General features: G+C 40.3%; 21 protein-coding genes. 15 read left to right on the top strand and 6 right to left on the bottom strand.

What is annotated here, in order from left to right; genetic code table 11:
* Positions 1 to 7: 7 nt before the first annotated feature.
* Positions 8 to 766, bottom strand: coding sequence for a response regulator transcription factor (locus tag ABIB30_RS21675; RefSeq protein WP_354305140.1), 759 nt, complete (start codon positions 764 to 766; stop codon positions 8 to 10).
* Between the two features lie 94 nt (positions 767 to 860).
* Here ABIB30_RS21675 and ABIB30_RS21680 point away from each other — a divergent pair, with 94 nt between their 5' ends.
* Positions 861 to 1,511 carry a DUF1349 domain-containing protein gene (locus ABIB30_RS21680; protein ID WP_354305141.1) on the top strand — a complete coding sequence of 217 codons (651 nt, stop codon included), beginning with the start codon at positions 861 to 863 and terminating at the stop codon, positions 1,509 to 1,511.
* Positions 1,512 to 1,721: 210 nt separating this feature from the next.
* Entirely contained in the window at positions 1,722 to 2,165 is a 444-nt protein-coding gene (locus tag ABIB30_RS21685; protein WP_354305142.1) for an SRPBCC domain-containing protein, read from the top strand.
* Positions 2,166 to 2,238: 73 nt separating this feature from the next.
* Here ABIB30_RS21685 and ABIB30_RS21690 read toward each other — a convergent pair whose 3' ends face one another.
* Positions 2,239 to 2,586 carry a YtxH domain-containing protein gene (locus ABIB30_RS21690; RefSeq protein WP_354305143.1) on the bottom strand — a complete coding sequence of 116 codons (348 nt, stop codon included), beginning with the start codon at positions 2,584 to 2,586 and terminating at the stop codon, positions 2,239 to 2,241.
* 21 nt (positions 2,587 to 2,607) lie between these two features.
* Positions 2,608 to 2,979, bottom strand: coding sequence for a SpoIIAA family protein (locus ABIB30_RS21695; RefSeq protein ID WP_354305144.1), 372 nt, complete (start codon positions 2,977 to 2,979; stop codon positions 2,608 to 2,610).
* Positions 2,980 to 3,105: 126 nt separating this feature from the next.
* Between ABIB30_RS21695 and xth the strand changes: the two genes are divergently transcribed.
* Positions 3,106 to 3,879, top strand: a complete 774-nt coding sequence (gene xth / locus ABIB30_RS21700) for an exodeoxyribonuclease III (RefSeq protein WP_354305145.1) — start codon at positions 3,106 to 3,108, stop codon at positions 3,877 to 3,879.
* 58 nt (positions 3,880 to 3,937) lie between these two features.
* On the opposite strand, the gene ABIB30_RS21705 is transcribed toward xth, so the two are convergent.
* Positions 3,938 to 6,436, bottom strand: coding sequence for a PAS domain S-box protein (locus tag ABIB30_RS21705; RefSeq protein WP_354305146.1), 2,499 nt, complete (start codon positions 6,434 to 6,436; stop codon positions 3,938 to 3,940).
* A 110-nt stretch (positions 6,437 to 6,546) separates the two neighbouring features.
* On the opposite strand from ABIB30_RS21705, the gene ABIB30_RS21710 reads away from it, so the two are divergent.
* The 5 genes from ABIB30_RS21710 (at position 6,547) to ABIB30_RS21730 (ending at position 11,817) form a co-directional block, all read left to right on the top strand.
* Positions 6,547 to 8,253 carry an FAD/NAD(P)-binding protein gene (locus tag ABIB30_RS21710; RefSeq protein ID WP_354305147.1) on the top strand — a complete coding sequence of 569 codons (1,707 nt, stop codon included), beginning with the start codon at positions 6,547 to 6,549 and terminating at the stop codon, positions 8,251 to 8,253.
* A gap of 1 nt (position 8,254) precedes the next feature.
* A complete protein-coding gene (locus ABIB30_RS21715; RefSeq protein WP_354305148.1) occupies positions 8,255 to 8,848 on the top strand; it encodes a DUF1543 domain-containing protein in 594 nt (197 codons plus the stop codon).
* A complete protein-coding gene (locus tag ABIB30_RS21720) occupies positions 8,845 to 9,396 on the top strand; it encodes an HD domain-containing protein (protein WP_354305149.1) in 552 nt (183 codons plus the stop codon). The genes ABIB30_RS21715 and ABIB30_RS21720 overlap by 4 nt, the downstream gene beginning before the upstream one ends.
* A gap of 94 nt (positions 9,397 to 9,490) precedes the next feature.
* Positions 9,491 to 10,927, top strand: a complete 1,437-nt coding sequence (locus ABIB30_RS21725; RefSeq protein WP_354305150.1) for a hypothetical protein — start codon at positions 9,491 to 9,493, stop codon at positions 10,925 to 10,927.
* A 14-nt stretch (positions 10,928 to 10,941) separates the two neighbouring features.
* Positions 10,942 to 11,817 (top strand): glycosyl hydrolase, encoded by an 876-nt coding sequence (locus ABIB30_RS21730; RefSeq protein ID WP_354305152.1) that lies wholly within the window; start codon positions 10,942 to 10,944, stop codon positions 11,815 to 11,817.
* 76 nt (positions 11,818 to 11,893) lie between these two features.
* On the opposite strand, the gene ABIB30_RS21735 is transcribed toward ABIB30_RS21730, so the two are convergent.
* The gene (locus ABIB30_RS21735) at positions 11,894 to 13,297 is read right to left on the bottom strand and encodes a hypothetical protein (RefSeq protein WP_354305153.1); all 1,404 of its coding nucleotides are present in this window, start codon (positions 13,295 to 13,297) and stop codon (positions 11,894 to 11,896) included.
* A 473-nt stretch (positions 13,298 to 13,770) separates the two neighbouring features.
* On the opposite strand from ABIB30_RS21735, the gene ABIB30_RS21740 reads away from it, so the two are divergent.
* From ABIB30_RS21740 to ABIB30_RS21770, 7 genes are all read left to right on the top strand, one after another.
* The gene (locus ABIB30_RS21740; RefSeq protein ID WP_354305154.1) at positions 13,771 to 15,018 is read left to right on the top strand and encodes an arsenic transporter; all 1,248 of its coding nucleotides are present in this window, start codon (positions 13,771 to 13,773) and stop codon (positions 15,016 to 15,018) included.
* 133 nt (positions 15,019 to 15,151) lie between these two features.
* Positions 15,152 to 15,592 carry a GNAT family N-acetyltransferase gene (locus ABIB30_RS21745; RefSeq protein ID WP_354305155.1) on the top strand — a complete coding sequence of 147 codons (441 nt, stop codon included), beginning with the start codon at positions 15,152 to 15,154 and terminating at the stop codon, positions 15,590 to 15,592.
* 228 nt (positions 15,593 to 15,820) lie between these two features.
* The gene (locus ABIB30_RS21750) at positions 15,821 to 16,492 is read left to right on the top strand and encodes a hypothetical protein (protein ID WP_354305156.1); all 672 of its coding nucleotides are present in this window, start codon (positions 15,821 to 15,823) and stop codon (positions 16,490 to 16,492) included.
* Between the two features lie 152 nt (positions 16,493 to 16,644).
* Positions 16,645 to 18,015: a DUF4236 domain-containing protein gene (locus tag ABIB30_RS21755; RefSeq protein WP_354305157.1), complete on the top strand. Its 1,371-nt coding sequence runs from the start codon at positions 16,645 to 16,647 to the stop codon at positions 18,013 to 18,015.
* A 381-nt stretch (positions 18,016 to 18,396) separates the two neighbouring features.
* The gene (locus ABIB30_RS21760) at positions 18,397 to 19,305 is read left to right on the top strand and encodes an SMP-30/gluconolactonase/LRE family protein (RefSeq protein ID WP_354305158.1); all 909 of its coding nucleotides are present in this window, start codon (positions 18,397 to 18,399) and stop codon (positions 19,303 to 19,305) included.
* Positions 19,306 to 19,681: 376 nt separating this feature from the next.
* Positions 19,682 to 20,872 (top strand): cytochrome P450, encoded by a 1,191-nt coding sequence (locus ABIB30_RS21765; protein WP_354305159.1) that lies wholly within the window; start codon positions 19,682 to 19,684, stop codon positions 20,870 to 20,872.
* On the top strand, positions 20,862 to 21,611 hold the full coding sequence (locus tag ABIB30_RS21770; RefSeq protein ID WP_354305160.1) for an SAM-dependent methyltransferase: 750 nt from the start codon (positions 20,862 to 20,864) through the stop codon (positions 21,609 to 21,611). Before ABIB30_RS21765 ends, ABIB30_RS21770 begins: the two co-directional genes overlap by 11 nt.
* A gap of 113 nt (positions 21,612 to 21,724) precedes the next feature.
* Here ABIB30_RS21770 and ABIB30_RS21775 read toward each other — a convergent pair whose 3' ends face one another.
* A complete protein-coding gene (locus tag ABIB30_RS21775) occupies positions 21,725 to 23,599 on the bottom strand; it encodes an FAD-binding protein (RefSeq protein WP_354305161.1) in 1,875 nt (624 codons plus the stop codon).
* Between the last annotated feature and the right edge of the window lie 26 nt (positions 23,600 to 23,625).

The following is a 23,625-nucleotide window of genomic DNA, read 5'->3' on the forward strand; positions in this document are numbered from 1 at the left end:
AGGCTCATCAGATCAGGTTCATTCTTTCTGCGATGCGGCATGCTTCCAGCGAGTTACTGACCCGTAGCTTTTCTAAGATGTTCTGACGGTGCCTGTTCACTGTATTCACGCTGATAGATAACAGATCAGCTAGTTCTTTGCTCATTTTGCCTTTTCTGATCAGCTTTAATATTTCTTTTTCACGAACGGATAGTATTTTGTTATACTCTTTTTGATCAGGTTTAAGCGTAACACCAGTAGCAGAATTGAGAATTACACCCGTTGTTGCTACAGATTCATCATAAGATAAGTTATAAAGACAAAGCGCTAGCCACAGACTGCCATTTGAAGAGCTGCATACATAAAACATGCGGTGTTCTACAGCGCTGTAATTCTCATCTTTGTTGCGCATCCGGATTTTGCTTTTAACATGGTAATCGGATCTTTCAGCGATGGGTATGTTTTTTAATAAGTTGAAGAACTGAAGCTCCAGCAGGTGTTTTTCAACAAGGTCATCCGGATGGATCTTGTTGAAAATATCATCTTCCCAAATGGAATTTATTTCTTTCGCTTGCGCATTTTCATTAAAACCCAGTTCCTTCGCTACTCTTCCATTATAAATATAACTTTTATTAGCCTCCATATCACTTAATACAGCCAACGAATTTTCTATTTGGGAATACATCAAGGCCATATACTGGTATTGAGCAAGGTTTGCGGCTTTATTATGCGCTTCTCCAAAAGGTTGTTTTAATAGTTTTTCATTGAGGGTATTGATGATATTCATTTAAATATGGTTATTAATCAGCATTGGAGAGCCGTCCACTGGATTTTACATTTGTAGGTAAATATAACGTATGGTTATTAACTCAAAACAACAAATGAAGAAAATTATTTTATGCATCATTACATTCGTAATCGCGCAAACGGGATTTGCTCAGACTTTGGAAAAGATGCAGTGGTTTAATGAGCCGCAAAAGTGGGAAATTAAAAACAACGCACTGACCATGTCTGTAACCCCTCAAAGTGATTACTGGAGAATTTCACATTACGGCTTTACCGTTGATGATGCTCCTTTCTATTACAGCACCTATGGTGGAGAATTTGAAGCTAAGGTGAAAATTTCCGGAAACTATAAAGTCCGGTTCGATCAAATGGGATTAATGTTACGTACTGATCATGAAAATTATATCAAAGCAGGAATCGAATTTGTAGATGGTAAATACAATTTAAGTACTGTGGTAACGCATAAAACGAGTGATTGGAGTGTAACCACATTAGATAAAACACCAGAATTTGTCTGGATAAAAGCGGTAAGAAGGCTTGATGCTGTGGAGATATTTTATTCTTACGATGATAAAACATATGTGATGTTGCGCAATGCCTATTTACAGGATAATAAACCTGTAATGGTTGGATTTATGGCAGCTAGTCCTGATGGAAATGGTTTCAACGCGAAATTTGAAGGTTTTTCAGTAAAGCAATTAGCTGATCAGCGAAGATTGGAATGGTTGAAGAAAAACGCGGATTAAGATAGATATTCCTGAATATTTCCCTGGATACCGTATGCTGAACCCGGATACAGTAAGCTTAACCTGAATATGGTAAGTTTAAAGATAAAGCCCTGCTCACGTGATATTGGCAGGGCTTTATGCATTTGTCGTGAATTGCACCTGATAATGGCGTTATTGCCCCTTATAGATCTTTAACAGAGTGTTAACTTTAGAAAAAAGAAACAGGCTATGAAAAAGATGGAATTTAGTATTACAATTAATGCCCTGCCAGAAAAAGTATGGGATGTGATTATTGGAAAAGATACGTACGATTTATGGACCTCGGTTTTTGCTGCCGGTTCAACCGTGCAAACAGATTGGAAGAAAGGAAGTAAAGCAATTTTTGGGGACGGTAAGGGGAATGGTATGGTTTCCGAGATCGTGGAAAGCATTCCTGGAAAGTTTTTATCCATTCATCATCTTGGTGAAGTGAAGAATGGGGTTGAAGATCCAACTACTTACCAGGGCGAAGATTGGGGAGATGCTTTGGAGAATTACACGTTTGAAGCTGTGAATGGAAATCAGACGTTGTGGCGCGTGAATCTGGATATGAATGACGAATATGTAGATTATATGGAAGAAACCTGGCCATTAGCGCTGCAAAAGGTAAAGGAGCTGGCCGAAGAAGGGTAGGTTCTTGTCGTCATATATCTGATTTTCGATGTTAAAAAGGTGAGCTGGCTAATACCTTAGCCAGCTTTGATCTCTACTCTTTTACAGTTTGTTTTTTCCAGGCTGTCGTACCTGCCGAAGGAACCTTAATTTGTGTCGTATCTTTTCGTTTATTTTTTGGCCCCTGTAACTGATCAGCATGCTCGCGGTTGGTTTCGCGCAGATCATCCATTAACTGATCTTTCAATTCTTGGTGGTGTTCCTCCTGTTTTGCAGCGTTAAATGTGTTCGCTAGTAATTTTCTGGATTCACGTCCAGATCTGGGTGCAAATAATACGGCTATGGCAGCACCTGCTGCAAGTCCGGCCAGCAGTGCAAAGGCACTTAGATTATGATCTTGTTGGCCGTATATTACACCTTTAATGAGTTTTCTATAGTTCATAAAATTTAGGTTTAATAGTTATTAAGATTCTTTGACACTTAACCAGTCAATTGCCTGGGGTAATTCTGACAGCTCGTAGCCTTTAGCTTCTCCAGGGCTTACGTAACTGAAAATATCTGTGAATTTTTCAACAGCCTTCTGGTCGGTTACAATGGCCATTTTTTTCCATTGGGTGAGGTGTTTGACCCCTGCAATCAGGTCTTGTATCCAAGCTCCGGCAGTAAAATTCTGCACATTTGTTTCCAGTACCAATAGATAATAAATTTCTTTATAGCGTGCACTTAATGCCTCCAACCCAGGTAGTAATACCTGCTTCAAGTCATCTTGGGTGACCTGGTCACTAGCGCGCACGCCAAATACATGATCGGGTAAATTTGGAATGATAGTCAGCATATCTCAAAAGGTTGATTAGACGGTTATAACAAGATGAAAATGATAAGGTTTTTAAAATTTGGCGAAACATTTACCCAGTCAATCTGTTGCATGAGCTATATCAAATGCTATAATTAAGGGCTCATCATGAAAATTGCCACCTATAATATTAATGGGATTAATGGACGTTTACCGGTATTGTTACGCTGGCTGGAAGTTGCTGCGCCGGATGTTGTTTGTTTACAGGAATTAAAGGCCCCCGAAAACAGATTTCCAGAACAGACTTTGTTAAAAGCAGGATATCATGCCATATGGCATGGTGAAAAAAGCTGGAATGGGGTGGCGATCCTTTCCAAATATGGAGAAATAAAGGAAACACGGCGAGGATTGGATGGAGATTCGCACGATTTACAAAGCCGCTATATTGAGGCTTTTATCAATGGAGTGGTAATAGGCTGCTTATATCTGCCTAACGGTAATCCTTTCCCTGGCCCGAAATTCGACTATAAGCTGCAATGGATTGAACGTTTATCTGCGCATGCTAAAAAACTTCAGGGTTTTGATTTGCCGGTAGCGCTGATTGGAGATTATAATATAATTCCTGCAGAAATTGATACTTATAAACCTGAAAAGTATCTTAAAAATGTGCTGTTCCGTCCAGAGTCGCGTAGATTATTTGCTGCACTTCTGGACACTGGCTGGAAAGATGCGATTCGCCATTTATATCCTGAACAAAAGATTTATACCTTCTGGGATTACTTTCGTAATGCCTATGGGAGAGATGCGGGATTAAGGCTGGATCACTTTCTATTGAATCCGGCATTGGCTGCGCGTTTAAATGGTGCCGGGGTAGACCGTGATGTGCGTGGCTGGCCACATTCCAGTGATCATGCCCCGGTTTGGATTTTGCTGGACGAGTAGTAAATCTTATTCTTTAAAAATTGTTATCCCTTAAGCGCCATACGGCTTTAAAATTATCCTATGGTAGTGGCAAGCTGAAACTAAATGTAGAGCCTTTGCCGAATTCACTTTCACACCATATCTGACCATGATGCCGATGAATGATTTCCGCGCAAAGATATAAGCCAATTCCAAAGCCAGAAATCGAATACATATGGTTTCCCTCCACACGATAATACCGGTCAAATATTTTAGCAATGTCTTCCGGTTTAATACCCATTCCATGGTCTTTTACACTGATTTTCGCAGTACCATTAGCTATGGAGCAGGTAACGTTAATTATACTACCCTGAGTAGAGTATTTTACGGCATTACTGATCAGGTTATGAATTACCTGTCCGATCTTATCCCGGTCGGCACTTAAAATGGCCGTTTCAATTGGGTCAAATATTACTTTATGGCTTAAAATGGTTGCTAAAGATTCCTCTTCTGATTCTTTGAGGAGCAAAGCAAGATCAAAGTTCTGGCGATCTATATGTATTTTACCAGACTCTAACCTGGAAATATTCAAAAATCCATTAATCATACCCGTCATCTTGGTTACCTGGGCATTTGCTTTCTCCAAGGCGTTTATAATAAACTCATCTTCCCGTTTTGTCAGCTTGATAAGCAATAGCTGCATGTAACCTTTTATTGAAGTGAGCGGCGTTTTTAATTCGTGGCTGACCATTCCTATGAAATCATTCTTGCGTATTTCATCTTGTTTTTTCTCCGTAATTTCATGAAGGATACCCGTAAAATAATCTCCACCTTCGCTATGCTGCATCTCACCAATTCCACGTACCCAGCGAATTTTACCATCGTGGTAACCAATGATGGGGTGCTCAGTGTCAAACCGGGTACCTTTAGTGAAAGCAGATTCCACGTGATCTGCAACTTCTTGCCGATAATCAGGATGAATCTGGTTAATAGCTGCCTCATAAGAAAATTCTTCATCTGGATAAAATCCAAAGAACTCCTTTAACTTTGGTGAGACCACAAGAGAGCGATCTTTAGCATTGATATAAAAAGTACCCAGTCCGGCAGCATCAATCGCTATGCGAAGATTTTCTTCTGCACGTTTAATTTCTGCGGCTGCCAGGTGCTGTTCTGTGATATCCATAACCACACCAGTAAAAGCTGAAAATGCACCTGATGGATCAACTTTTAAGTTTCCTATCGCCCGTAGCCAGCGCAACCGTTTGTCATTCAGTCCGATCACAGGGTAGGTGACGTCATAATCACCGTTATTATAAATAGCATTCTCCAGCTTTGTCGCTACATAACTACGGTATTCTTCGGGAATCTGTGCCAACGCCTGCTCAATAGAAAGCGATTGCTCAGGATGATATCCAAACAATTCCTTTAAACGGGCATCGGTAATGAATTCGCGTGTAACTGAGTGGATAAACCAGGTACCAAAATTAGCAGCATTAACTGCTAAACGAAAGGCCAGTTCACTTTCCTCAATTTTTTGCTGGGCCATAACAAGTTCCTGATTAACAAAGGCCAGTTCTTCATTCATTGCCAGCAATTCTTCGTTAGAGGCAGCGATTTCTTCATTGGTAGCAGCCATTTCCTCATTGGTAGCGGCCATTTCCTCGTTAGTCGCAGCCATCTGTTCGTTAATAGTTTGTAACTCTTTGGCGCTTTTTTCTAACGTGTCCTCCCATTGCTTACGTTCGGTAACATCCCGTGTGGTTCCGGCTACAGCTTCTACCTCACCTTGCTCATTAAGTACCGGTGTTAAAATGTAGTCATAAACCCGTCTGCCTAAAGTAGCGTGTGGAAAAGATACTTCACCACGAATGGGTTGTTTGGTCGCTTTAATCTGATCGATTTCCTTTTCATGCATCTCAGCATGCCATGGTTCGTACCCATTTTCTAATAACCCTTTTCCAATGGCAGTTTCCCAGGTTTTACCCCACATAGAAAGTAGTGCACTATTTGCATAAGTGAAACGGTAATCAAGATCAAAAACATACATCAAATCAGGGGTACCTGATGTAATTGTTTCATAAACTCTTTTTTGCTGGTCAGATTGCGCCCTGGATTCTCTTAAGGCTTCTTCAGCTTTTTTACGTTCAGTAATATCACTGGCTGTACCGAACCATTCCATGATCTCACCCTGGTCATCCATTATTGGAACCGCTCTTGAAAATGTCCAGCCAGGCGTGCCATCAGCCCTTATTACCTGATGTTCCAATTGAAATATTTTCTTTTCCCGTATGGCATCAGCTATGGCGGTTTTTACATTTTCCATATCCTCCGGATGGATATTGTCAGCCTTCCAATCAATTGTAGGCTCATGAGCGTCCTTTAAAAAACCACGGCCGTTAAGTTCCCGCATCACTTGCCAATCTGCACTCATGCTATAAATGACATCAGAAGTAGCGTTGACTAGCGCTCTGAAACGAGCTTCACTTGCAGCAAGTGTATGTTCATTTGATAAAGTTTTATTGATGGAGTTGGTCATAACTAAGAATAAAAACACGCAATAATCGTAAAAAAACAAGAAAAGATATAATTTGTTTTTCATCTAAAATATAGATTGTGAAAATCTTCATTTTAAGCCTGAAATAATTTCGTGTAAAACATTTGATAACAAATGGTGTTGATGCTGTAATCTTCATTTAAGACTGCGAAAAATTGGAAAACATTAAACATATTGGTATTCTCGGCGGCGGCCCGAGTGGATTATTCATGTTCAAACGATTGATAGAATCTGGTAGCACAGCGCTGATGATTAAGATATTTGAACGAAAAAATAAATTAGGATCGGGGATGCCCTATAGCTTGGAAGGAGCAAATGATGAGCATATTACCAATGTATCGAGCAATGAAATCCCACTATTGGTCACTTCACTTTCCGACTGGATTAAATCGGTTCCTAAAGATACGCTTGATAAGTTTCATATTGATCCGCTGCGTTTTAATGAATATAAAGTTCTTCCGCGGCTGCTTTTCGGTCAATATTTAACCGCTCAGTTTGAGCTGTTAAAAAAGATGGCCAGCAAAAATGGTATAGATTATCAGATATATTATAAAAGTGAAGTAACAGATATTATTGATTATCCGGATCAGGGCACGGTGGTTGTAGAAATAAACGGAGAAGAAGAATTCAAATTTGACAAGGTGATCATCTGCACAGGTCATAATTGGCCAAAAAGGCATGAAGGAAAAGTTCCCGGGTATTTTGATTCACCATATCCACCTGTTAAACTGGCATTAAAGCTTGACCATCCGGTTGCTATAAAAGGATCTTCCTTAACTGCTGTCGATGCGATCAGAACCCTTGCACGTCATAATGGTACTTTTGATAAGGATAATGACGGTAATCTTTCTTATCAATTACTGGATCACAGCCAAAACTTCAAGCTGATATTACATACAAGGAATGGAATGTTACCCGCAGTCAGATTTCATTTGGAAGATTCCCACTTATCCAATGATTCCTTATTGACTAAGGAAGAAATCGCTGAACATATCGCCTCAAATCATGGTTTCTTATCCCTGGATTACATATTTGAAAATGACTTTAAGTTGCCAATAAAAGAAAAGGAACCAGAATTTTATGAAAAGATAAAAGACATGAACCTGGAAGAGTTTGTTGAGGCAATGATGGAATTGAGAGAGCGGCTTGATCCCTTTCAATTGCTGAAAGCTGAATATGCTGAAGCTGAAAAATCGATTCTGAGAAAGAAGTCTGTTTATTGGAAGGAAATGTTGGGCGTCTTAAGTTTTGCGTTGAATTATCCGGCTAAATACCTGTCAGCAGAGGATATGCAGCGTTTGCATAATTCTTTGACCCCATTAATTTCGATTGTGATCGCTTATATTCCTCAAAGTTCGAGTGAAGAAATGTTAGCGATGTATGAGGCTGGTGTGCTGGAACTTATTCCAGTAGGGGATGATAGCCACATTGAGGCGATGGATGAAGGTGGTGCGACTTATCATTATACAGATGAGGCCGGAAACGAACAATCCATATATTTTAATACTTATGTAGATTGTGTTGGTCAGCCACACCTGGCTTTTGAAGATTTTCCTTTTAAAAGTTTATTAAGTGGAAGAACTGTTAGCCCTGCCAAGCTTAAATTTCGTTCTGCAGAAGAAGGTCAAAAAGCATTGGCTCATGGTAAAGAAGTAACAATTGATCAAAATGGTGACTATTATCTGAAAGTTTCAGGTATTACGATTAATGATCATTTTCAGGTAGTTGATTCGTATGGAGCGCTGAATGATCGCATTTATATCATGGCGGTACCTTATATCGGTGGCTATAATCCTGACTATTCAGGTCTGGATTTCAGTGAAGCGGCATCTGCTGCAATTATTAAACAATTATTAGTATAAAATGAACGAAGAAATATCAGGAGAACTTAAATTATATATGATTTTATTAGGCTCGAAAGCTCCCAAAAGGAATGTCGAGCAGCACGATTTCTTTTTTGGTATTGCGCGTAACTTGAAGGAACTAGTACCTTCCATTCGTTCTTTCTGGCCAGAAGCCGGGAATAGTATTCATTTAGATGGCTGGCGTGAGATCACGATGGTAGATGGCTATCAGGTTAAGGTTGTTTTAAAGGAGGATGCCCCTTTACTTTCATCGCCCTTATTTTCACCGAAAAAGCTTTTCTTCATTAACCTTGGAGGGTATCAGCCTGATATCCTGGAAGAACAGCATTATACGGTTTTGAGTGTTCATGAAGAACGCACACAGGCCATTCAGGAGGCCAAGAAAACGGTATTCTTTAAAAATAATAAAGTTAAAGGTGCGGGTTCCCATATTGATGAAAAATACGGAATAGATGTAGATGATATCTATAGAATAGAGGATATCCTTGCTGATGAGTTTAAAGAAAAGTATCATTTATTGATTACCCCTTCATCGGGACAGGAACAAGATACCATCAATTTAGGTTATCTAAAACTTGATAAGATCAAATGATAGTCAGAGAAAAATTAGCAGACTGGGTGGCATCGAAGCATGCCGGACAACTTATAAAACGCACCGGAAAACCTTACTTTGATCATTTGCTGGCTGTAGCTGAAATGGCGGCCCCAGCTGTGGCGTTTGGCTATGAGATTGGTCTTTGTCATGATTTGCTGGAAGATACCTATACTAATGAACAAGAACTGATAGCGGCTTTAATTAGCTTTGGTTATACGTTTTCAAATACTAATACAATCGCGTCTTGTGTAACTGAGCTGACTGACGTTTTTACAAGAGCAGCTTATCCCGAGTTGAGTAAACTGGAACGAAAAGCACGGGAAGCTGAACGTTTGATGAAAATTAGTGCTACTGCGCAGACCGTAAAATATTGCGATCTGATTTATAATATGGATTGGGTTTTAGAGTTTGATCAAAAGCATGCAGAGGTGTATTTAATCAAAAAGAAGTTATTATTGAATGCTATGGTTAAAGGCGATGCGGGCTTGCGACAACGTGCGCTGCATGCAATTGACAATGGGCTTAAAGGCGCATTTATTTTTTAAACCGGCAAAATAAAGCTGATTTACTCCTGTATATTTTGAAATATCTATGGTATGTTTGGATATTAATTTACCTGATAATAATCCAATCCAGTTAATGAGAAAGTGTTTCACTGTATTTTTTGCCTTTATCTTATTTCAAGCCCAAGCCCAATCCGTAAGTAACTATCTGGAAAAAATCAGGAATAATCCATCAAAGCTGACTGCTTTCTTCTCGCAAATGCCCAAGGGCGGCGATCTTCATCACCACTATAGTGGCTCTGTTTATGCGGAAAGTTTTGTCGATTATATCGTTAAAAATGATTACTTCATCAACCGGGAAACACTGGCAATAGCCGAAAAGAAACCGGCAGACGATAAAGACTGGAGCAAGCTGAGCGCCCTGAAAAAAGAGGGCCAATTGGAAGAATACAAATTCAGGCTTTTAAAGAAATGGTCTGTTAAAGATTATAATAACGTTAGCATTCCTTCGGATAAACAATTCTTTGAAACCTTCCCTAGTTTTGATGTCGCAAGTGAAAAAAATATTGACTCTGGCTTACTGGAAATAAAAAACAGGGCAGTCAAAGAACATGTCAGCTATATAGAAACCATGCTTGGCTCAGTTAAGTGTGAGCGTTTCAATGATTTGAGCTCACAATTTGATCCGAAATTTCATACTGTACTGCAGCAAAAAGATGAGCGGTATTGTCAAGCGCTGCTAGACACACTTTATGGTAAGTTCATGGAAAAAAACATCGTTTCCTGTGCGGATAACTTCAGTGAAAACACCATTAACAAATTACATCATGCCATGCATATTGATGATGATTCATTTATTATGCGTTACCAGACTTATACGGTAAGAACTTTAGAAGCCAGCGAAGTTTTCAAAAGGTTGCTGTTAGCTTTTGATGCGGCGAGTAAAAATCCGCTTATAGTTGGTGTAAACATTCTTTCTCCAGAAAATAATGAAGTAGCTATGCGTGATTACTGGTTGCACATGCAAATGTTCAAATACTGCCATAAAAAATATCCTTCGGTTAAGTCTACAATGCATGCGGGTGAACTTACACTTGGCCTGGTTAAGCCTGAAGAATTAACCTGGCATATTAGTTCGGCCGTTTATGATGCAGGCGCTTCGCGTATTGGGCATGGCGTAGATATTCCATATGAAGCGAATAGCTATGCATTGCTGAATTATATGAAAGAAAAAGGGATCGCTGTAGAAATCAACCTGTTCAGTAATGAATTTATTTTGAAAGTGAAAGGTGACCGTCATCCGGTAACACTTTATAAAGAATTTAATGTACCTATAGTGATCAGTTCGGACGATGCAGGAGTACTGCGAACCAATTTGACTGAGCAATATGTATTGCTGGCCAGCAGATATCCTGAGTTTACTTATAGTGATATTAAAAAGATCATTTATAACAGTATAAATTATTCTTTTATCAAGGAACCATCAGTGAAGACAAAGTTACTTGCGAAGCTGGACCGGGATTTTATAGCATTTGAAAAACTCGTTATCAATAACCTGCAGAAGAAAAATTAAACAAAATTTCGATTATGGTCAAGATATTAAAAGCAGCGCTTCTTCTGTTTTGTGCAGTAGCTGCGGGATGTAGTAAGAATAATAGTTCATTACCAGATAATCAGGTTAATCCTATTGTAGTTACCGGTAAAAAGGGTGCCGATTTTAATGTGAATAATCAGAATGGTACTTGGTGGGGAAATGTGATCAATCTGCAAAGCCACTGGTACTATACCTGGGGCACAGATATGCCGCTGCAGTCTGCTCCGCAAAATTGTGAATTTGTACCCATGTTCTGGGGTAGATCAAACGTGAGTGATGCGAACATTACTTATGCTAAACAGCTTGGAGTACAAGGGAAAGCAAAATTTATCCTTGGATTTAATGAGCCTGATTTGGGCGATCAGTCAAATATGACTGTACAAGAGGCATTAGCTGCCTGGCCAAAATTAGAGTCTATCGGTTTGCCTTTAGGTAGCCCTGCAACGGCCTGGCCAACCAGACAATGGATGTATGATTTTCTTGATCAGGCAATTGCGCAAAATAAACGTGTTGATTTTATCTGTGTACATATGTACGTAGGGACAGATGATGTTGCTTTTGTTAAAGTTTTACAAGATCTGCATGATAAGTATAAAAAACCGATCTGGATCACTGAATTTGCAACTGTTGCGAATAATGCAACAACCATGGCACAGAATCCATATACGCCTGAAATGGTGCTGGGCTTTATGCAAAGATTATTGCCTAAGCTTGAAGCGCTTGATTTTGTACAGCGGTATAGCTGGTTTTCTGGTTTACCGACCAGTGCAAGGCTTTGGTCTTCTGCACTTGTAGATGCGAACGGTAATTTGACGGAGTTGGGTAAGTGGTATGCTGCTTATAAGCCGAATACGGGGATTAAGAAATAGTTTATCCCGGTCGTGCTAAGGCCAGGATAAACTATTTTGTCAGGATAACTACTTTGCATTAATTTAATACCAGATTTTAATGCCAGAACCTGCTCGAAGTGTTGTGACGTCTGTATCTTTTGATAGCTGCAAAATTAGCTTGTAAAAGTTTGTTTTGCGGTGATGGATTTGCAGATTCGTAATTACCAACTGCTTTCATGGCCATAACCATATCATAATCCATAGCGACTTGTCCTTTATCAAAAGGTACATTGCCAGCGTTATTTCTGAACCATAATTTCCATTTGGCGCTTCCTGGCGTATAAACGTAAGTTGCAGTGTCAGTGTTTTTAGGGAAAGGGCCAGGCAATACGAATGACACAAAATTATCCTGTGCAGGACTATGACAGCTCATACAAGAAGATAAAGCCAGGTTTTTATAGACTTTGCCAGTGGTTAAATCGACTGCTTTTTGCGCAACCGCACCGTCATTCGGGCCGCTAAGCCTACCTCCCCAGCCTAAGGTCTCCTTACTGTAGAATGGTGCTTTAGGATTGATTATCGTTTCTGCCAATTTAGGATAAGGAGGGGTAACAGGGCTGTTTACATCCGGATCGTCGCCCCACATGGCGCCTAATGGTACCATTTTCTCCCAGAATGATCCTTTAGCATCTTTGTCGTATACAAAAGTGGAGTAAACCCAACCCGTTTTTGGAGATGTCTTACTGTCTTTAACTATCACATCCATTTGAAAGAAGCTGACTTTTCTTACCTGATATCCCTTTTTTGGATTTTCAGTTGTTGGAATGGTATCATAAACACTAAAGGTTTGTGCATCTTTCATCACAGGCCATTGCGGATAATTGACATTTGAAAAAGCGAACTTTACAATCACACTGCCTTCCTTAAACTGAGCGGCATCATTCAGCAAATTAACTTTTTGTCCGGTCTTACCCCAGATCTGCCCGACTGTATAAGCGGCAGTAGCATCATATAAGACCAATGCGTATCCGGCTTCATCTTCTTTCAGTGTGGTGAACATGTTTTTCGGGTTTCCATTTCCTAAGTAGGCACCTAGTATGGCCTCTCTGTCTATTCCAAGCCAAGGCTCGTTAAACCAGCCATATTTAGCTGAGGTCCACTTTTTATTGTCCGTAAAAAATGGAATGATGTTAGGCGCGATATGGCTTTTTAATGAGTCCATATAAGCAAATACATTGGTATCGGAGATTGGCTGACCGTTTAAAGCCTGTTGCCAGGAAGGATTGATAACGGGTTTAACTGTGGTTGGATAATCGTGACTGAGCACAAACAGAGGGCCATCGTATTGCTGTTTAGAAGGTACTGAATCTCTATAGTTTAAAAAGGCGCCATTTGTTGCTGAAGCTGCAGATTTGAGTTTGCCGTCTTTGGAATTGCCCTGGTTATTACAACTGTAAGCAATCAGGGCGATTGCGGGCAGTAAAATCAGGGTGGTGCAGAGGTTAATTGTTCTTTTCATATGGTTTGAATTTTAGGTTGATTACTTAGTTTTAACAGAGCGCAAGTTTCTTCTGGTAGCTGGTCATTTGGTTTTTATATAACAGGTGACTGTAGCCATTCTGGCTGAATCTTCTTATGAATAAAGTAAATTCTTTTATCTGAAAATTCCGGGGAGATATATAGCTGGATATTAAGGGTGTTTTAACCCTTGATGCGGGTATTTATACTATTTAATTAAATAGGGAAGGGGTTCCTGCGGAGGAATTGGCTATAGTTCCACATTTCTGATTTTGGGCTGTTTCGCCACGATCTCAATTTTATTATGGCTGTTATTTGCTTCCATGCTAAAAGCGGCCTGTGAAACCACAGCTAAAGTGGAATAATAAAATCAAATTAAACCTGCAATATACTCTTAAATGAAACTATTCAATCAGCGAAAAACAATATATTAATATCCTGATCAGTTTTCTTCTTTAACATCTTAATTACTATATGGCATATATTTTTATTTGGATTATATCCTTCTTAACTATTGCCGGTGTTATCATCCGGCCTTTTAAAATATCAGAAGCTATCTGGGCAGTAGGCGGGGCAGTTCTGTTGCTTATTGCAAGGCTCATTTTACCAACTGAAGGATGGTCGGGAATCATTAAAGGGACAGATGTTTACCTGTTTTTAACCGGTATGATGTTATTGGCAGAAACCGCACGTGAAGAAAAACTGTTTGACTGGCTGGCTGCCCATGCAACTAAAATGGCCAGAGGATCAGCTAACCGTCTATTTCTATTGATTTACCTGGTGGGGATAGTCGTTACTGCATTTTTATCTAATGATGCAACGGCTGTAGTACTGACACCTGCGGTTGCAGCTGCGGTTAAAGCCGCGAAAGTAAATAAGCCTTTGCCATATTTACTCATCTGTGCCTTTATTGCCAATGCCGCTTCGTTTGTGTTGCCTATATCTAATCCAGCTAATCTGGTGATCTATGGAGCCCACATGCCGCCATTATTGCAATGGCTGCCGCAATACATTTTACCATCGTTTTTTGCCATCGCAGCAACCTATTTTATGTTGCGCTTCACACAGCGTGACGCCTTAAAAGAGCGCATCGAAACTAACATTGTTATACCTTCACTTTCACAAGGTGGAAAAACAGCAATCATTGGTATTGCTGCAACAGCCATAATTCTGCTTGTATCCTCTGCAGTTGATATTCAGCTAGGTTTGCCTACCGCCATAGCTGGAATTTTAACCTCGGCAATTGTGATCATCCGGGCAAGAAAAAATCCATGGATGGTTATCAAAGGTGTTTCATGGGAGGTTATTCCACTGGTTGCAGGTCTTTTTGTTATTGTCGAGGCGCTCAATAAAACCGGAGTAACGCAATCAATTACAAATATCCTGTTGCATGCTAATGTAGTTCATGGAGTTACCAGCACAGCCTGGTATAGCGGTGTTATCATTGCTTTTGCTTGTAACCTCCTGAATAATCTGCCTGCAGGGCTTATTGCTGGTCATGTTATTCAAGCCGCTAATGCACCAGAATTGGTGAAAAGTGCAGTCCTGATAGGTGTTGATTTGGGCCCCAATCTTTCCATTACAGGCTCCCTGGCAACTATACTTTGGCTTGTTGCTTTACGCCGTGAAGGACAACATGTTAGCGGCTGGACGTTTCTAAAACTTGGCGCATTGATCATGACAGTAGCTCTTTTGTTCTCCTTAGCGGCTCTTTGGATATAACCTGGCAGTTTACCGGATGGAACCTCTCTGGCAGGACATTCATTGTGTTATATATCTGATGAAAAATTTCAGGGTACAGTTTTCAGAATTTCTTGTAAACTTGCTGTACCTTGATATTTAGCCCATAATTCTCATGCTTATTATAAAATACACACCGGTTTTCAGAGCGGAATGTATCGAAATCTTTAAAAGTAATTTACCTAAATTTTTTGCTCCGGATGAACTGCAATTATTCGAAGCCTTTTTAGATCATGATACTGAAGATAACTACTATGTAGTACAGGAGGATGGACATGTATATGGCTGTGGTGGCATCTTTTTAGATAAAAAAGCTGATGAGGCGCGCTTATCATGGGGGATGGTGCATGTCCGGCATCACCTGAAAGGAATTGGTAAATTATTTACACAGTATAGGATAGACCTCTTAAAGAAATTATACCCTGCGAAAACCTACAGAATTGATACTTCGCAACATACGGCTGCATTTTATGAGAAAAATGGTTTTCACACGGTGGATATTATATCAAATGGTTTTGGTAAGGGGATCAATAAGTATATCATGAAAATAGGTTAGTGTAAGGAGATTTAGCTATTGATGAATTTAGTATTTATACTTTTAATTTGGATAGGGAAGAGGTTCGTGTAAAGAAATCTTAGTTTGCTGAGCAGTGCGGATATTTGATAAGTTTAAATGTAATACTAACGGCATATTTTATTGTAATTTTAGTAAATTATTTTTCAACACAAATCTTTGTCTATGGAAAGTTTACCACTGGAATTCAAAATTTTAAGACGTATTAAGATGAAGCTGGATAAACTGATGTCTGATAGAGGTACCCCGGTTGAAATCAGATCAAACTTTTTATATGATTATATAATTAAAGATGAAGACCTTAAAAAAGTTTTCACTAGTCAAATGATGTTTAATCAATTTTTAAGAGCACAGCATAATGGTGGTAATTTAAAGCAAATAATTCCCAATTACAAGGTTGATACTTCAAATCACATTCATTATCAATGGCACTTTTATAAAGACACCAATATAAATATAGGCCAGGGAAAAGGAATTGAAGCTGTTGGTAGTCAATTGACTTATAAAGATAATGAGTTGATTGTTCCTGCTTCAGATGGAACATTATTGAGGACTCATCAAGAAAGAGGAATTTATGAGAAGCTTTTAAAATGTAATTATCTGACGATTGAATATGAGTTTCCTGTTTCAAAGTACGGTCATAAGAAGTATGCTGATTTTAGAATTTTGAACAGAATGACCCAGAAAATATATTTTTGGGAACATTTTGGTATGACAAATTCTGATGATTATATGGAGGAAGTAGCAAAAAAGCTTTTATGGTACAAGAATAATGGTTTTAAAACCGTTGAGAATGGTGGAAATTTAATTTATACCATTTATTCAGACGAGAATAAACTTCAGCGGGATACTGACAATTATATAAATATTATTATCAAGTAGAGAGAAGGATTTGGTAATCGAAATAGAATTTTGTTTAGAGGGTTTACCAAAATCATTTATTATAATAACCTGAATCAAGGTTTATTCAGTTACGGGAAACCGTAATTTATTCAAAGCATTATTATCGAAGTTAGTGTCTCAAAGATTATATTATGGGACTAATATTGCGCAGGTCGGTAAAGATCGGACCGGTAAGGGTTAATTTTTCAAATAAAGGAATAAGTTATTCAGCCGGTATTAAAGGAGCAAGGATAAATACAGGTCCAAGAGGAACCTATGTAACAATCGGTACTAACGGGATTTATTATAAGCAAAGAATTGGTGAGTACGTAAACCAAACTCATCAACCCACCTTAGTACAGACCCCAGGTATGCATACGATTACATCGGCGCATATCGATCAGTTGACCGATGTGGATTCTAAAGCTTTTATAGATGAACTCAGCGAAAAAGCTGGGAAAGTCTCACTCGTTACCTGGCTGGGAATATGGCCGATGATTGCTTTCGTAACACTACTTTCCATAAATTCATTTACTAGCCGTGAGACCTTGCTACAAGCTGGTGGTCTGAGAAAAGTTGCCACCATTGATTCTCATGTCGGTTCTAATATCCGTTCCCTTCCAAATGGGGATTCAAAGGTACTCAGGACTACAAAGTACGCTGAAGAATTCACGCTGCTGGATGAGACTAATAAGAAGTGGTTAAAGATCCAATTCCACGATTCGGTAGGTTATGTAGCTAAGAAATTAGCCAGGATTGGTGTTAAGGAAGATCCAAGAGAAGTCAGCTCGGAATTTTATTCAACTAACCCATATTATCTTTTGATACTAGGATCAGGATTACTATTCTTTGCGGGATTAATTTTTTTCCTCTCAAAACGGGACAAAAAGAGATTTGAAATGGAGCTCCATTATGAAATGGATGATCAGATGGCTATTTTGTATAAGGCTTTTGCCCTTCATTTCTCAAGCTTCAACTCTTCCAGCAGAAAATGGCAATATCTGCACACGAGGAACAATGAAGACTGGAAACGCAATGCTGGGGCTGGAAAACTGATTAATAGAATTCCAATCGCGTCAGTTTTGGCACATAAAACGCCCATTAGATATTTCAAGACCAATGTTGCTATGCCATATATCAAGCTCAAGAATACTGAACTGTTTTTTCTGCCAGAACGCCTGCTGATTCGCAGAGGGAACCAATTCGCAGCAGTGTTCTACAAGAATTTGGTCATCGAGAACATTAGTACCCGCTTTATAGAGGATCAAGTAGTGGCAGCGGATGCATTGATAGTAGACCATACCTGGAAGTATGTCAATAAAAATGGCGGACCAGATAGGCGGTTTAACAATAACCGCAAGATTCCCATTTGTTTATATTCCGAGTATACACTCAGTTCCAGAACAGGAGTTTACGAGACGATCTGCACATCAAGGATCGGTGCATTCGATGGATTTAGTAATTATTTAAATAAGATCGGTCAGCTTCAGTCGGTGATGCATAGTGGTGTTCAGATCAATTAGGTTAGAAAGAAAATGCATGCGCTTTCAGGAACACTTCATATAAGACGTCTTTATAAACTAGTTATGAATAACCACAGCCTTATTGGAAAGATTATTTGTGCGTAACATTTTAGTAAAGAGTTTAGGTTATTGAGGTCAGAACGAAATATTGTAATAAGCTCTTTTCGCTTCTATGACTTATAAATAAGGGAATAAAGTTAAATTAGCAAACTATGTCTACACAAGAAAATTTGATGATGCCCATTTAGATAAGATAAAGGTGAATAATATTGGTTTTGTTAAACCAAATGAAGTCATGAATGGAGCACTTATCTCTGTAATTTTTAACGATGACCTAGTCATCGAAGACTTCATTTAAAAATTAAAATAATAAATTACAAAATGAATCAACTATATCCCTCAGGCAAGCTATGCTTTTCTTTTTTATGTACACTGCTTTTTTCTCTTACTTCATTGCAGGTTAGTGCGCAGCTTTTCAGCCAGGATAGTTTAAAACTCATCTCCCGTCAGTTTACTTTCACTGAAGGGCCGGCGGTAAATTCAGAAGGCGATGTTTATTTTACGGACCAGCCTAATAACCAAATCTGGAAATATACCACAAATGGGATACTTGCTTTGTTTATGAATAAAGCCGGCCGCGCAAATGGAACCTATTTTGATCAACATGGCCAGCTGCTGGTTTGTGCGGATGAAAACAATGAGTTATGGTCTGTTAGTGAAAATAAAAAGGTAAAAGTACTGCTGTCAACTGTAGATGGCAAGAAACTGAACGGGCCTAATGACCTTTGGGCTGATGGTAACGGTGGAATCTATTTTACAGATCCTTATTACCAGCGTGATTATTGGACAAGGAAAAAGCCGGAAATTGAAGGACAGAAAGTTTATTACTTGCCGCCTGGTAAACAGGCTAAAGTAAGAGTGGTAGCAGAAGATGTAACCAAGCCAAATGGTATCGTAGGCTCAGCAGACGGTAAATATTTGTATGTTGCGGATATTGAGCGGAATAAAACCTACCGTTATACCATTGGTGAAAACGGTGATCTAAGTGGCCAGACGCAGCTCATTAATCAGGGTGCTGATGGAATTACGCTCGACAGCAAAGGGAATTTCTATCTTGCGGGCAATGGCGTTACTATATTTAATTCCGAAGGCATACAGATTGGTCATATTGAAGTAAAAGAACCCTGGACAAGCAATGTGTGTTTTGGTGGAAAAAACCGGTCGGATCTGTTCATCACTGCTTCAACCGCGATTTATACGATTCCAATGCGTGTTAAGGGAATAGAATAAAGAACTGTGGAATATCTTTGGGCATCAACCACAAAAGGCGCAATCTTCTGCGATTTTTTGATCAGGCCAGAAGTTTATTGGTGAGTACGGCAGATTAAAATCTAATTATCATAAGGTAGCGCACCGTCAATTCAATTTGAAGATATATTATTAACTAGTGATTGCAGTCACTTACAATTATCTGCGCAGGCTTTTTTTTTAAAACTAAAATCTGTAAGATTAATTTCCAAATTTTTCCTGCTATCTGGTTTGAGCGGTTAATTAAATTTACTTATATTTACGAAGAGCATGGATGGTTTATTATAATTTTTGTGCCATTCTTCATTATATCTGATTTTCTAAATTTAAGCCATCCGGTTTTTCCATTACCGATAACATGACAACAAACGCAGACGAACCCCGATATTCAATTGCTGATCCTTACCCATGGTATAAATGGATTCAACAGGAAAAGCCCATTTATAAAACGCCCGAAGGTATGTGGATGATCACAGGCTATGAGGATGCGATGATGTTATTAAGCGATCCCCGTTGTTCGCATTGGGGGCAGGACAGCAGAACTTTTCAGTATTTGAGTCCGGTTGAAAAAGCCATTGCGCAAACATTACATGCGCTGGCACCTGGTAGTACACCCGCATTTCGCAAGCAGATCATGCATCAGCTTGCGGCCAGAACGCTCCAGGTCGATGAAGATGACATGAAGCGGCAAGCAGATGAAATTCTTGATGGGCTACGTTCTTCCTCTGGTATGGAATTCATGAATGATTATGCCCATCCATTTACATTCGGAACGATTTGCCGGGTGATGGGAGTGCCGCAAGAAGAGGTGGGTGAGTTCTCCGAAATAGTGGGTCGCCTGAAGGGGGGGTACCTCAGTTTTATTGACGAAAAATCATGGTCAAATGGTGGGGACGAACAAAAAAAAATATTCATCGATACGCTGCGAAGGCTGATCGGATTGAAACGGCAAACGCCTGGTAATGATTTATGCAGTGCTATCCTCGCCGTTGTGCCAGCTGATGACCCGGATGATTTTAATCTGATTTCACTAATGGTGTTGCTTTTTTATGCCGGCCACCAGAATATGATGAATTTTATGGGAAATGCTTTGGTGGCGCTACAAGGCAGAGTCGAAGATCAGTCAAAGCTTCGCGAAAGCCTGCCATTTGCAATAACAAGTGTGGATGAACTGATCCGTTATGATTCTCCGCTGCAATCCGTTTTGCTAATTACTCAGGAAGCTATAAATCTTCACGGCACTACTATTCCTGCCGGTAGCCAATTGCTCGTTAGTATAGGTGCGGCAAACAGGGATCCTGCAAAATTTGACGACCCGGATCAATTAATATTAGCGAGAAGACCAAACCATCTTGGTTTTGGCGCGGGTGCTTTCAGGTGTATAGGTGCGAGACTTGCGCAAATTCAGGGCGGTATTGGCCTGCACCGTTTTTTTGCGCATGTGAGCTCTTACGCTCCTGTTGCTGATCATATAAGCTGGAGTCATTTCAGCGTTCAACGCGGACCGTCTTCTATATTATTGGATATAAACTGGAATCATGAAAGATGAACTGGCCACCGAGGGTGGTTTTATTGAGCGGTACGATCACATGATCCTGTCTGATACTATGAAAGCCATGTATGGCAATTCAGGTTTTTATAATGTAGGCGATTGGACCAACAATCCTTCGACCCTGGAAGCTGCATGCGAGGCGCTTGTGATCAAACATCTTGATCAGGTAGCAATGCAGCAGGATCCCATTAGCATATTGGATGCGGGGTGTGGACTGGGAACAGGTTCTGAAGTCATTGCCCAACGGTTCGGCAACGCGCACGTTGTTGGTATCAATATTTCTGAAAAACAGATATCGTTTGCACAGGAGGTCCATGCTGGCATTGATTTCCGGGTGATGGATGCTACACGAATGGAATTCCCGGACGAACATTTTGATTTAATCGTCAGTGTTGAAGCTGCATTTCATTTTGATACCCGAAAAGATTTTCTTGATTGCGCCTACCGAAAACTTCGTCCAGGCGGTCAGCTTATTTTTTCGGACATGTTATTGAACAATACCGATTGGGTTGGAAACTGGTCTGTGCCGGATGCGAACCTGATTACTGATATAAATAATTATACTGAACTATGCACCGGCGCCGGCTTTCAATTACTCCAATGCATGGATATCAAGCAGTTTTCCATACAGGGATTTTGCAATTATCTCCGTACTTCAATGCAGCTGACAGCGCTCGCCGATGGGCTTGAAAACTCTGTTATTGCCTACCTGCTAACGAGTTTGAAGAAACAATAAGCATAAAAAATGAGGGTCGTTATGGGCACAATTAACCAATAAATTTTTGATATTCCGGCGATGCACTCATCAACCGGGATGCCAGACTATTTAAGAATGCCTGATTGCCTGGGTTATCCCATTACAGCCCGTACATAGTCGTTCAGGAAGAGGTTGCCGGGATCCTGTTTGGCCCTAAAGCTTTCGAATGCGTTTACCCGGCCATTTTGCTGGTTTCTGCGCTTCGCGAGCTCCTTCATAAAGCCAGCGTTGAATGGGGCAGAGTAAGATCCTGCAGCCGCGGCCGGATCATAAAATCCAAACATCTTTCCATTATGTGTGATACCGCCCATCGCTACCCATTCACGTTCAATACCGGCAAAAAACTGTAACATCGGAATGGGGTAGGCAGACGCTACTGTAGGCTCAATAAAGGCTATAAGATCAAGGTTCACAAACGTTGAATTTGGATTGTCGGTATAGGTTCCTGCCAATGCCGCGTTCCCTCCTTTTATAAACCGGAACTCCATAGGTGCAACGACCAGAAAATCATTTGATTTTTTCAAATGGTCTGTCACTACATTCAGGCCTTTCCATACCAATTGCATGCCTGCATCACTCAGATCCGGCAATTCCACAAAATAAGACATAAACATTACCCTTGCTGCCTTACTAAGCCACAGGTCAGAGTATTTTGCTGCCGCAACGTCAAAGAGTTTTTCTATTTCACCATAAGCGAGATCCATCACTACTGATGCCGCAAACGTACTTCTGGAAGCCTGAGCCAGTAACCCCGCAGCCTGTCCAAAAGGTTCGGCTATGCCTTCCAGTGGTGCGCCATATGCATCACTTTTGGCCATTTCACAGGCATTGGGAACTGTAGATGAAATGTTCGGCGTTTTTGTAACAGGATCTGAATCTACATCCCACCTTAAAGACAGATACTTGCTGGAGTAGGGGTTATAAAAAGTCTCCATGCGTGTATGCTGTGCTACCAGTACTTTGAATTTTGTAACAAACGAAATTTGATCGCTGACTACGAACGTTTCCCTTTCGGGTTTTATGGTGGTGGCCCATGGGCGATCCATTACATCGATTGTAACTGATGTAACAATACCCAATGCACCCATAGAAACTCTGGCGAATTGTATGGGCTGCCAGCCGTTAATAGCCGGGGTATTGGAATCAATAGTGCTCACACTACCATCCGCGGCCATAATGGTAAAAGCTGAAGTTGTTTCCGAAAAGATGGGGGCGGCCGTAGTCGCACCATGCACATCCACAGCTGTCATCCCTCCCAGACTAAAAAACCCTCCTGCGGTGGCAGTGATCAGCATTTTATTATTCGATGTAAGAAATGTATCAAGTTCATCTTCGCGGACACCAGTGTTTAGCGTCACCTTCTGGCCAGATGGGTCCATCATGATATGCTGACTGCCTGCAGGGCCAAGATCGGCATAGCAGGACATATCGATCAGCCAGTTTACTTTATTAGAAGTATTACCGTTTCGGTTGTCATCTGTAACAAGCGGTGGCTGTGAATGCCGCTGGCCGGAAACGCGCACCTGGACGCCTGCAGTAGAAGCACTCTGCAGAATGGCCTGCAGATCTGTACGGTTTTTTGGGTAATAATAAGTCTCTGCATTTGCAGGGGCATTGTAGCTAATATTCCTGCTCCAGTTATGCCACGGTAGCAATACAAGTACCGGATCCCAGGCGACGTTGCTTACATTATACTTTACATTCAGGCCATTGCCCTTCTGGTACTGGAATACTTGCGGCGCTTCGATATCCTTGCCCCACATTACGTATACATACAGCTGTACTGTGGCGCCATCCGGTACCCCTAACTGCGCAGGATCTACCGTTTTAGAAGTAAGCCCATTGATATCGCCAGTTTGGATCGACAATTTTTTGGGGTCGCTCCCAATCTGGTACTGTAGCTGAATTCTTGCAACGAATGCCCCCGAGTTTTCCAGGGTGATCATTCCGATTTTTTGTAGTGACATAGCAGTTGTTTTGCGTGTTTTTAATG

This window comes from Pedobacter sp. UYP1, assembly GCF_040547305.1.
In the GTDB taxonomy this organism is placed as follows: domain Bacteria; phylum Bacteroidota; class Bacteroidia; order Sphingobacteriales; family Sphingobacteriaceae; genus Pedobacter.

Bases quoted from the DNA above. Each gene is read 5' to 3' on its own strand.
- ABIB30_RS21720 (WP_354305149.1), top strand. From the start codon at position 8,845: ATGATAGTCAGAGAAAAATTAGCAGACTGGGTGGCATCGAAGCATGCC.
- ABIB30_RS21750 (WP_354305156.1), top strand. From the start codon at position 15,821: ATGAAGCTGGATAAACTGATGTCTGATAGAGGTACCCCGGTTGAAATC.
- ABIB30_RS21685 (WP_354305142.1), top strand. From the start codon at position 1,722: ATGAAAAAGATGGAATTTAGTATTACAATTAATGCCCTGCCAGAAAAA.
- ABIB30_RS21695 (WP_354305144.1), bottom strand. From the start codon at position 2,979: ATGCTGACTATCATTCCAAATTTACCCGATCATGTATTTGGCGTGCGC.
- ABIB30_RS21735 (WP_354305153.1), bottom strand. From the start codon at position 13,297: ATGAAAAGAACAATTAACCTCTGCACCACCCTGATTTTACTGCCCGCA.
- ABIB30_RS21740 (WP_354305154.1), top strand. From the start codon at position 13,771: ATGGCATATATTTTTATTTGGATTATATCCTTCTTAACTATTGCCGGT.
- ABIB30_RS21725 (WP_354305150.1), top strand. From the start codon at position 9,491: ATGAGAAAGTGTTTCACTGTATTTTTTGCCTTTATCTTATTTCAAGCC.
- ABIB30_RS21730 (WP_354305152.1), top strand. From the start codon at position 10,942: ATGGTCAAGATATTAAAAGCAGCGCTTCTTCTGTTTTGTGCAGTAGCT.
- ABIB30_RS21760 (WP_354305158.1), top strand. From the start codon at position 18,397: ATGAATCAACTATATCCCTCAGGCAAGCTATGCTTTTCTTTTTTATGT.
- ABIB30_RS21755 (WP_354305157.1), top strand. From the start codon at position 16,645: ATGGGACTAATATTGCGCAGGTCGGTAAAGATCGGACCGGTAAGGGTT.
- ABIB30_RS21765 (WP_354305159.1), top strand. From the start codon at position 19,682: ATGACAACAAACGCAGACGAACCCCGATATTCAATTGCTGATCCTTAC.
- ABIB30_RS21715 (WP_354305148.1), top strand. From the start codon at position 8,255: ATGAACGAAGAAATATCAGGAGAACTTAAATTATATATGATTTTATTA.
- ABIB30_RS21745 (WP_354305155.1), top strand. From the start codon at position 15,152: ATGCTTATTATAAAATACACACCGGTTTTCAGAGCGGAATGTATCGAA.
- ABIB30_RS21770 (WP_354305160.1), top strand. From the start codon at position 20,862: ATGAAAGATGAACTGGCCACCGAGGGTGGTTTTATTGAGCGGTACGAT.
- ABIB30_RS21690 (WP_354305143.1), bottom strand. From the start codon at position 2,586: ATGAACTATAGAAAACTCATTAAAGGTGTAATATACGGCCAACAAGAT.
- ABIB30_RS21705 (WP_354305146.1), bottom strand. From the start codon at position 6,436: ATGAAAAACAAATTATATCTTTTCTTGTTTTTTTACGATTATTGCGTG.
- ABIB30_RS21775 (WP_354305161.1), bottom strand. From the start codon at position 23,599: ATGTCACTACAAAAAATCGGAATGATCACCCTGGAAAACTCGGGGGCA.
- ABIB30_RS21680 (WP_354305141.1), top strand. From the start codon at position 861: ATGAAGAAAATTATTTTATGCATCATTACATTCGTAATCGCGCAAACG.
- xth (WP_354305145.1), top strand. From the start codon at position 3,106: ATGAAAATTGCCACCTATAATATTAATGGGATTAATGGACGTTTACCG.
- ABIB30_RS21675 (WP_354305140.1), bottom strand. From the start codon at position 766: ATGAATATCATCAATACCCTCAATGAAAAACTATTAAAACAACCTTTT.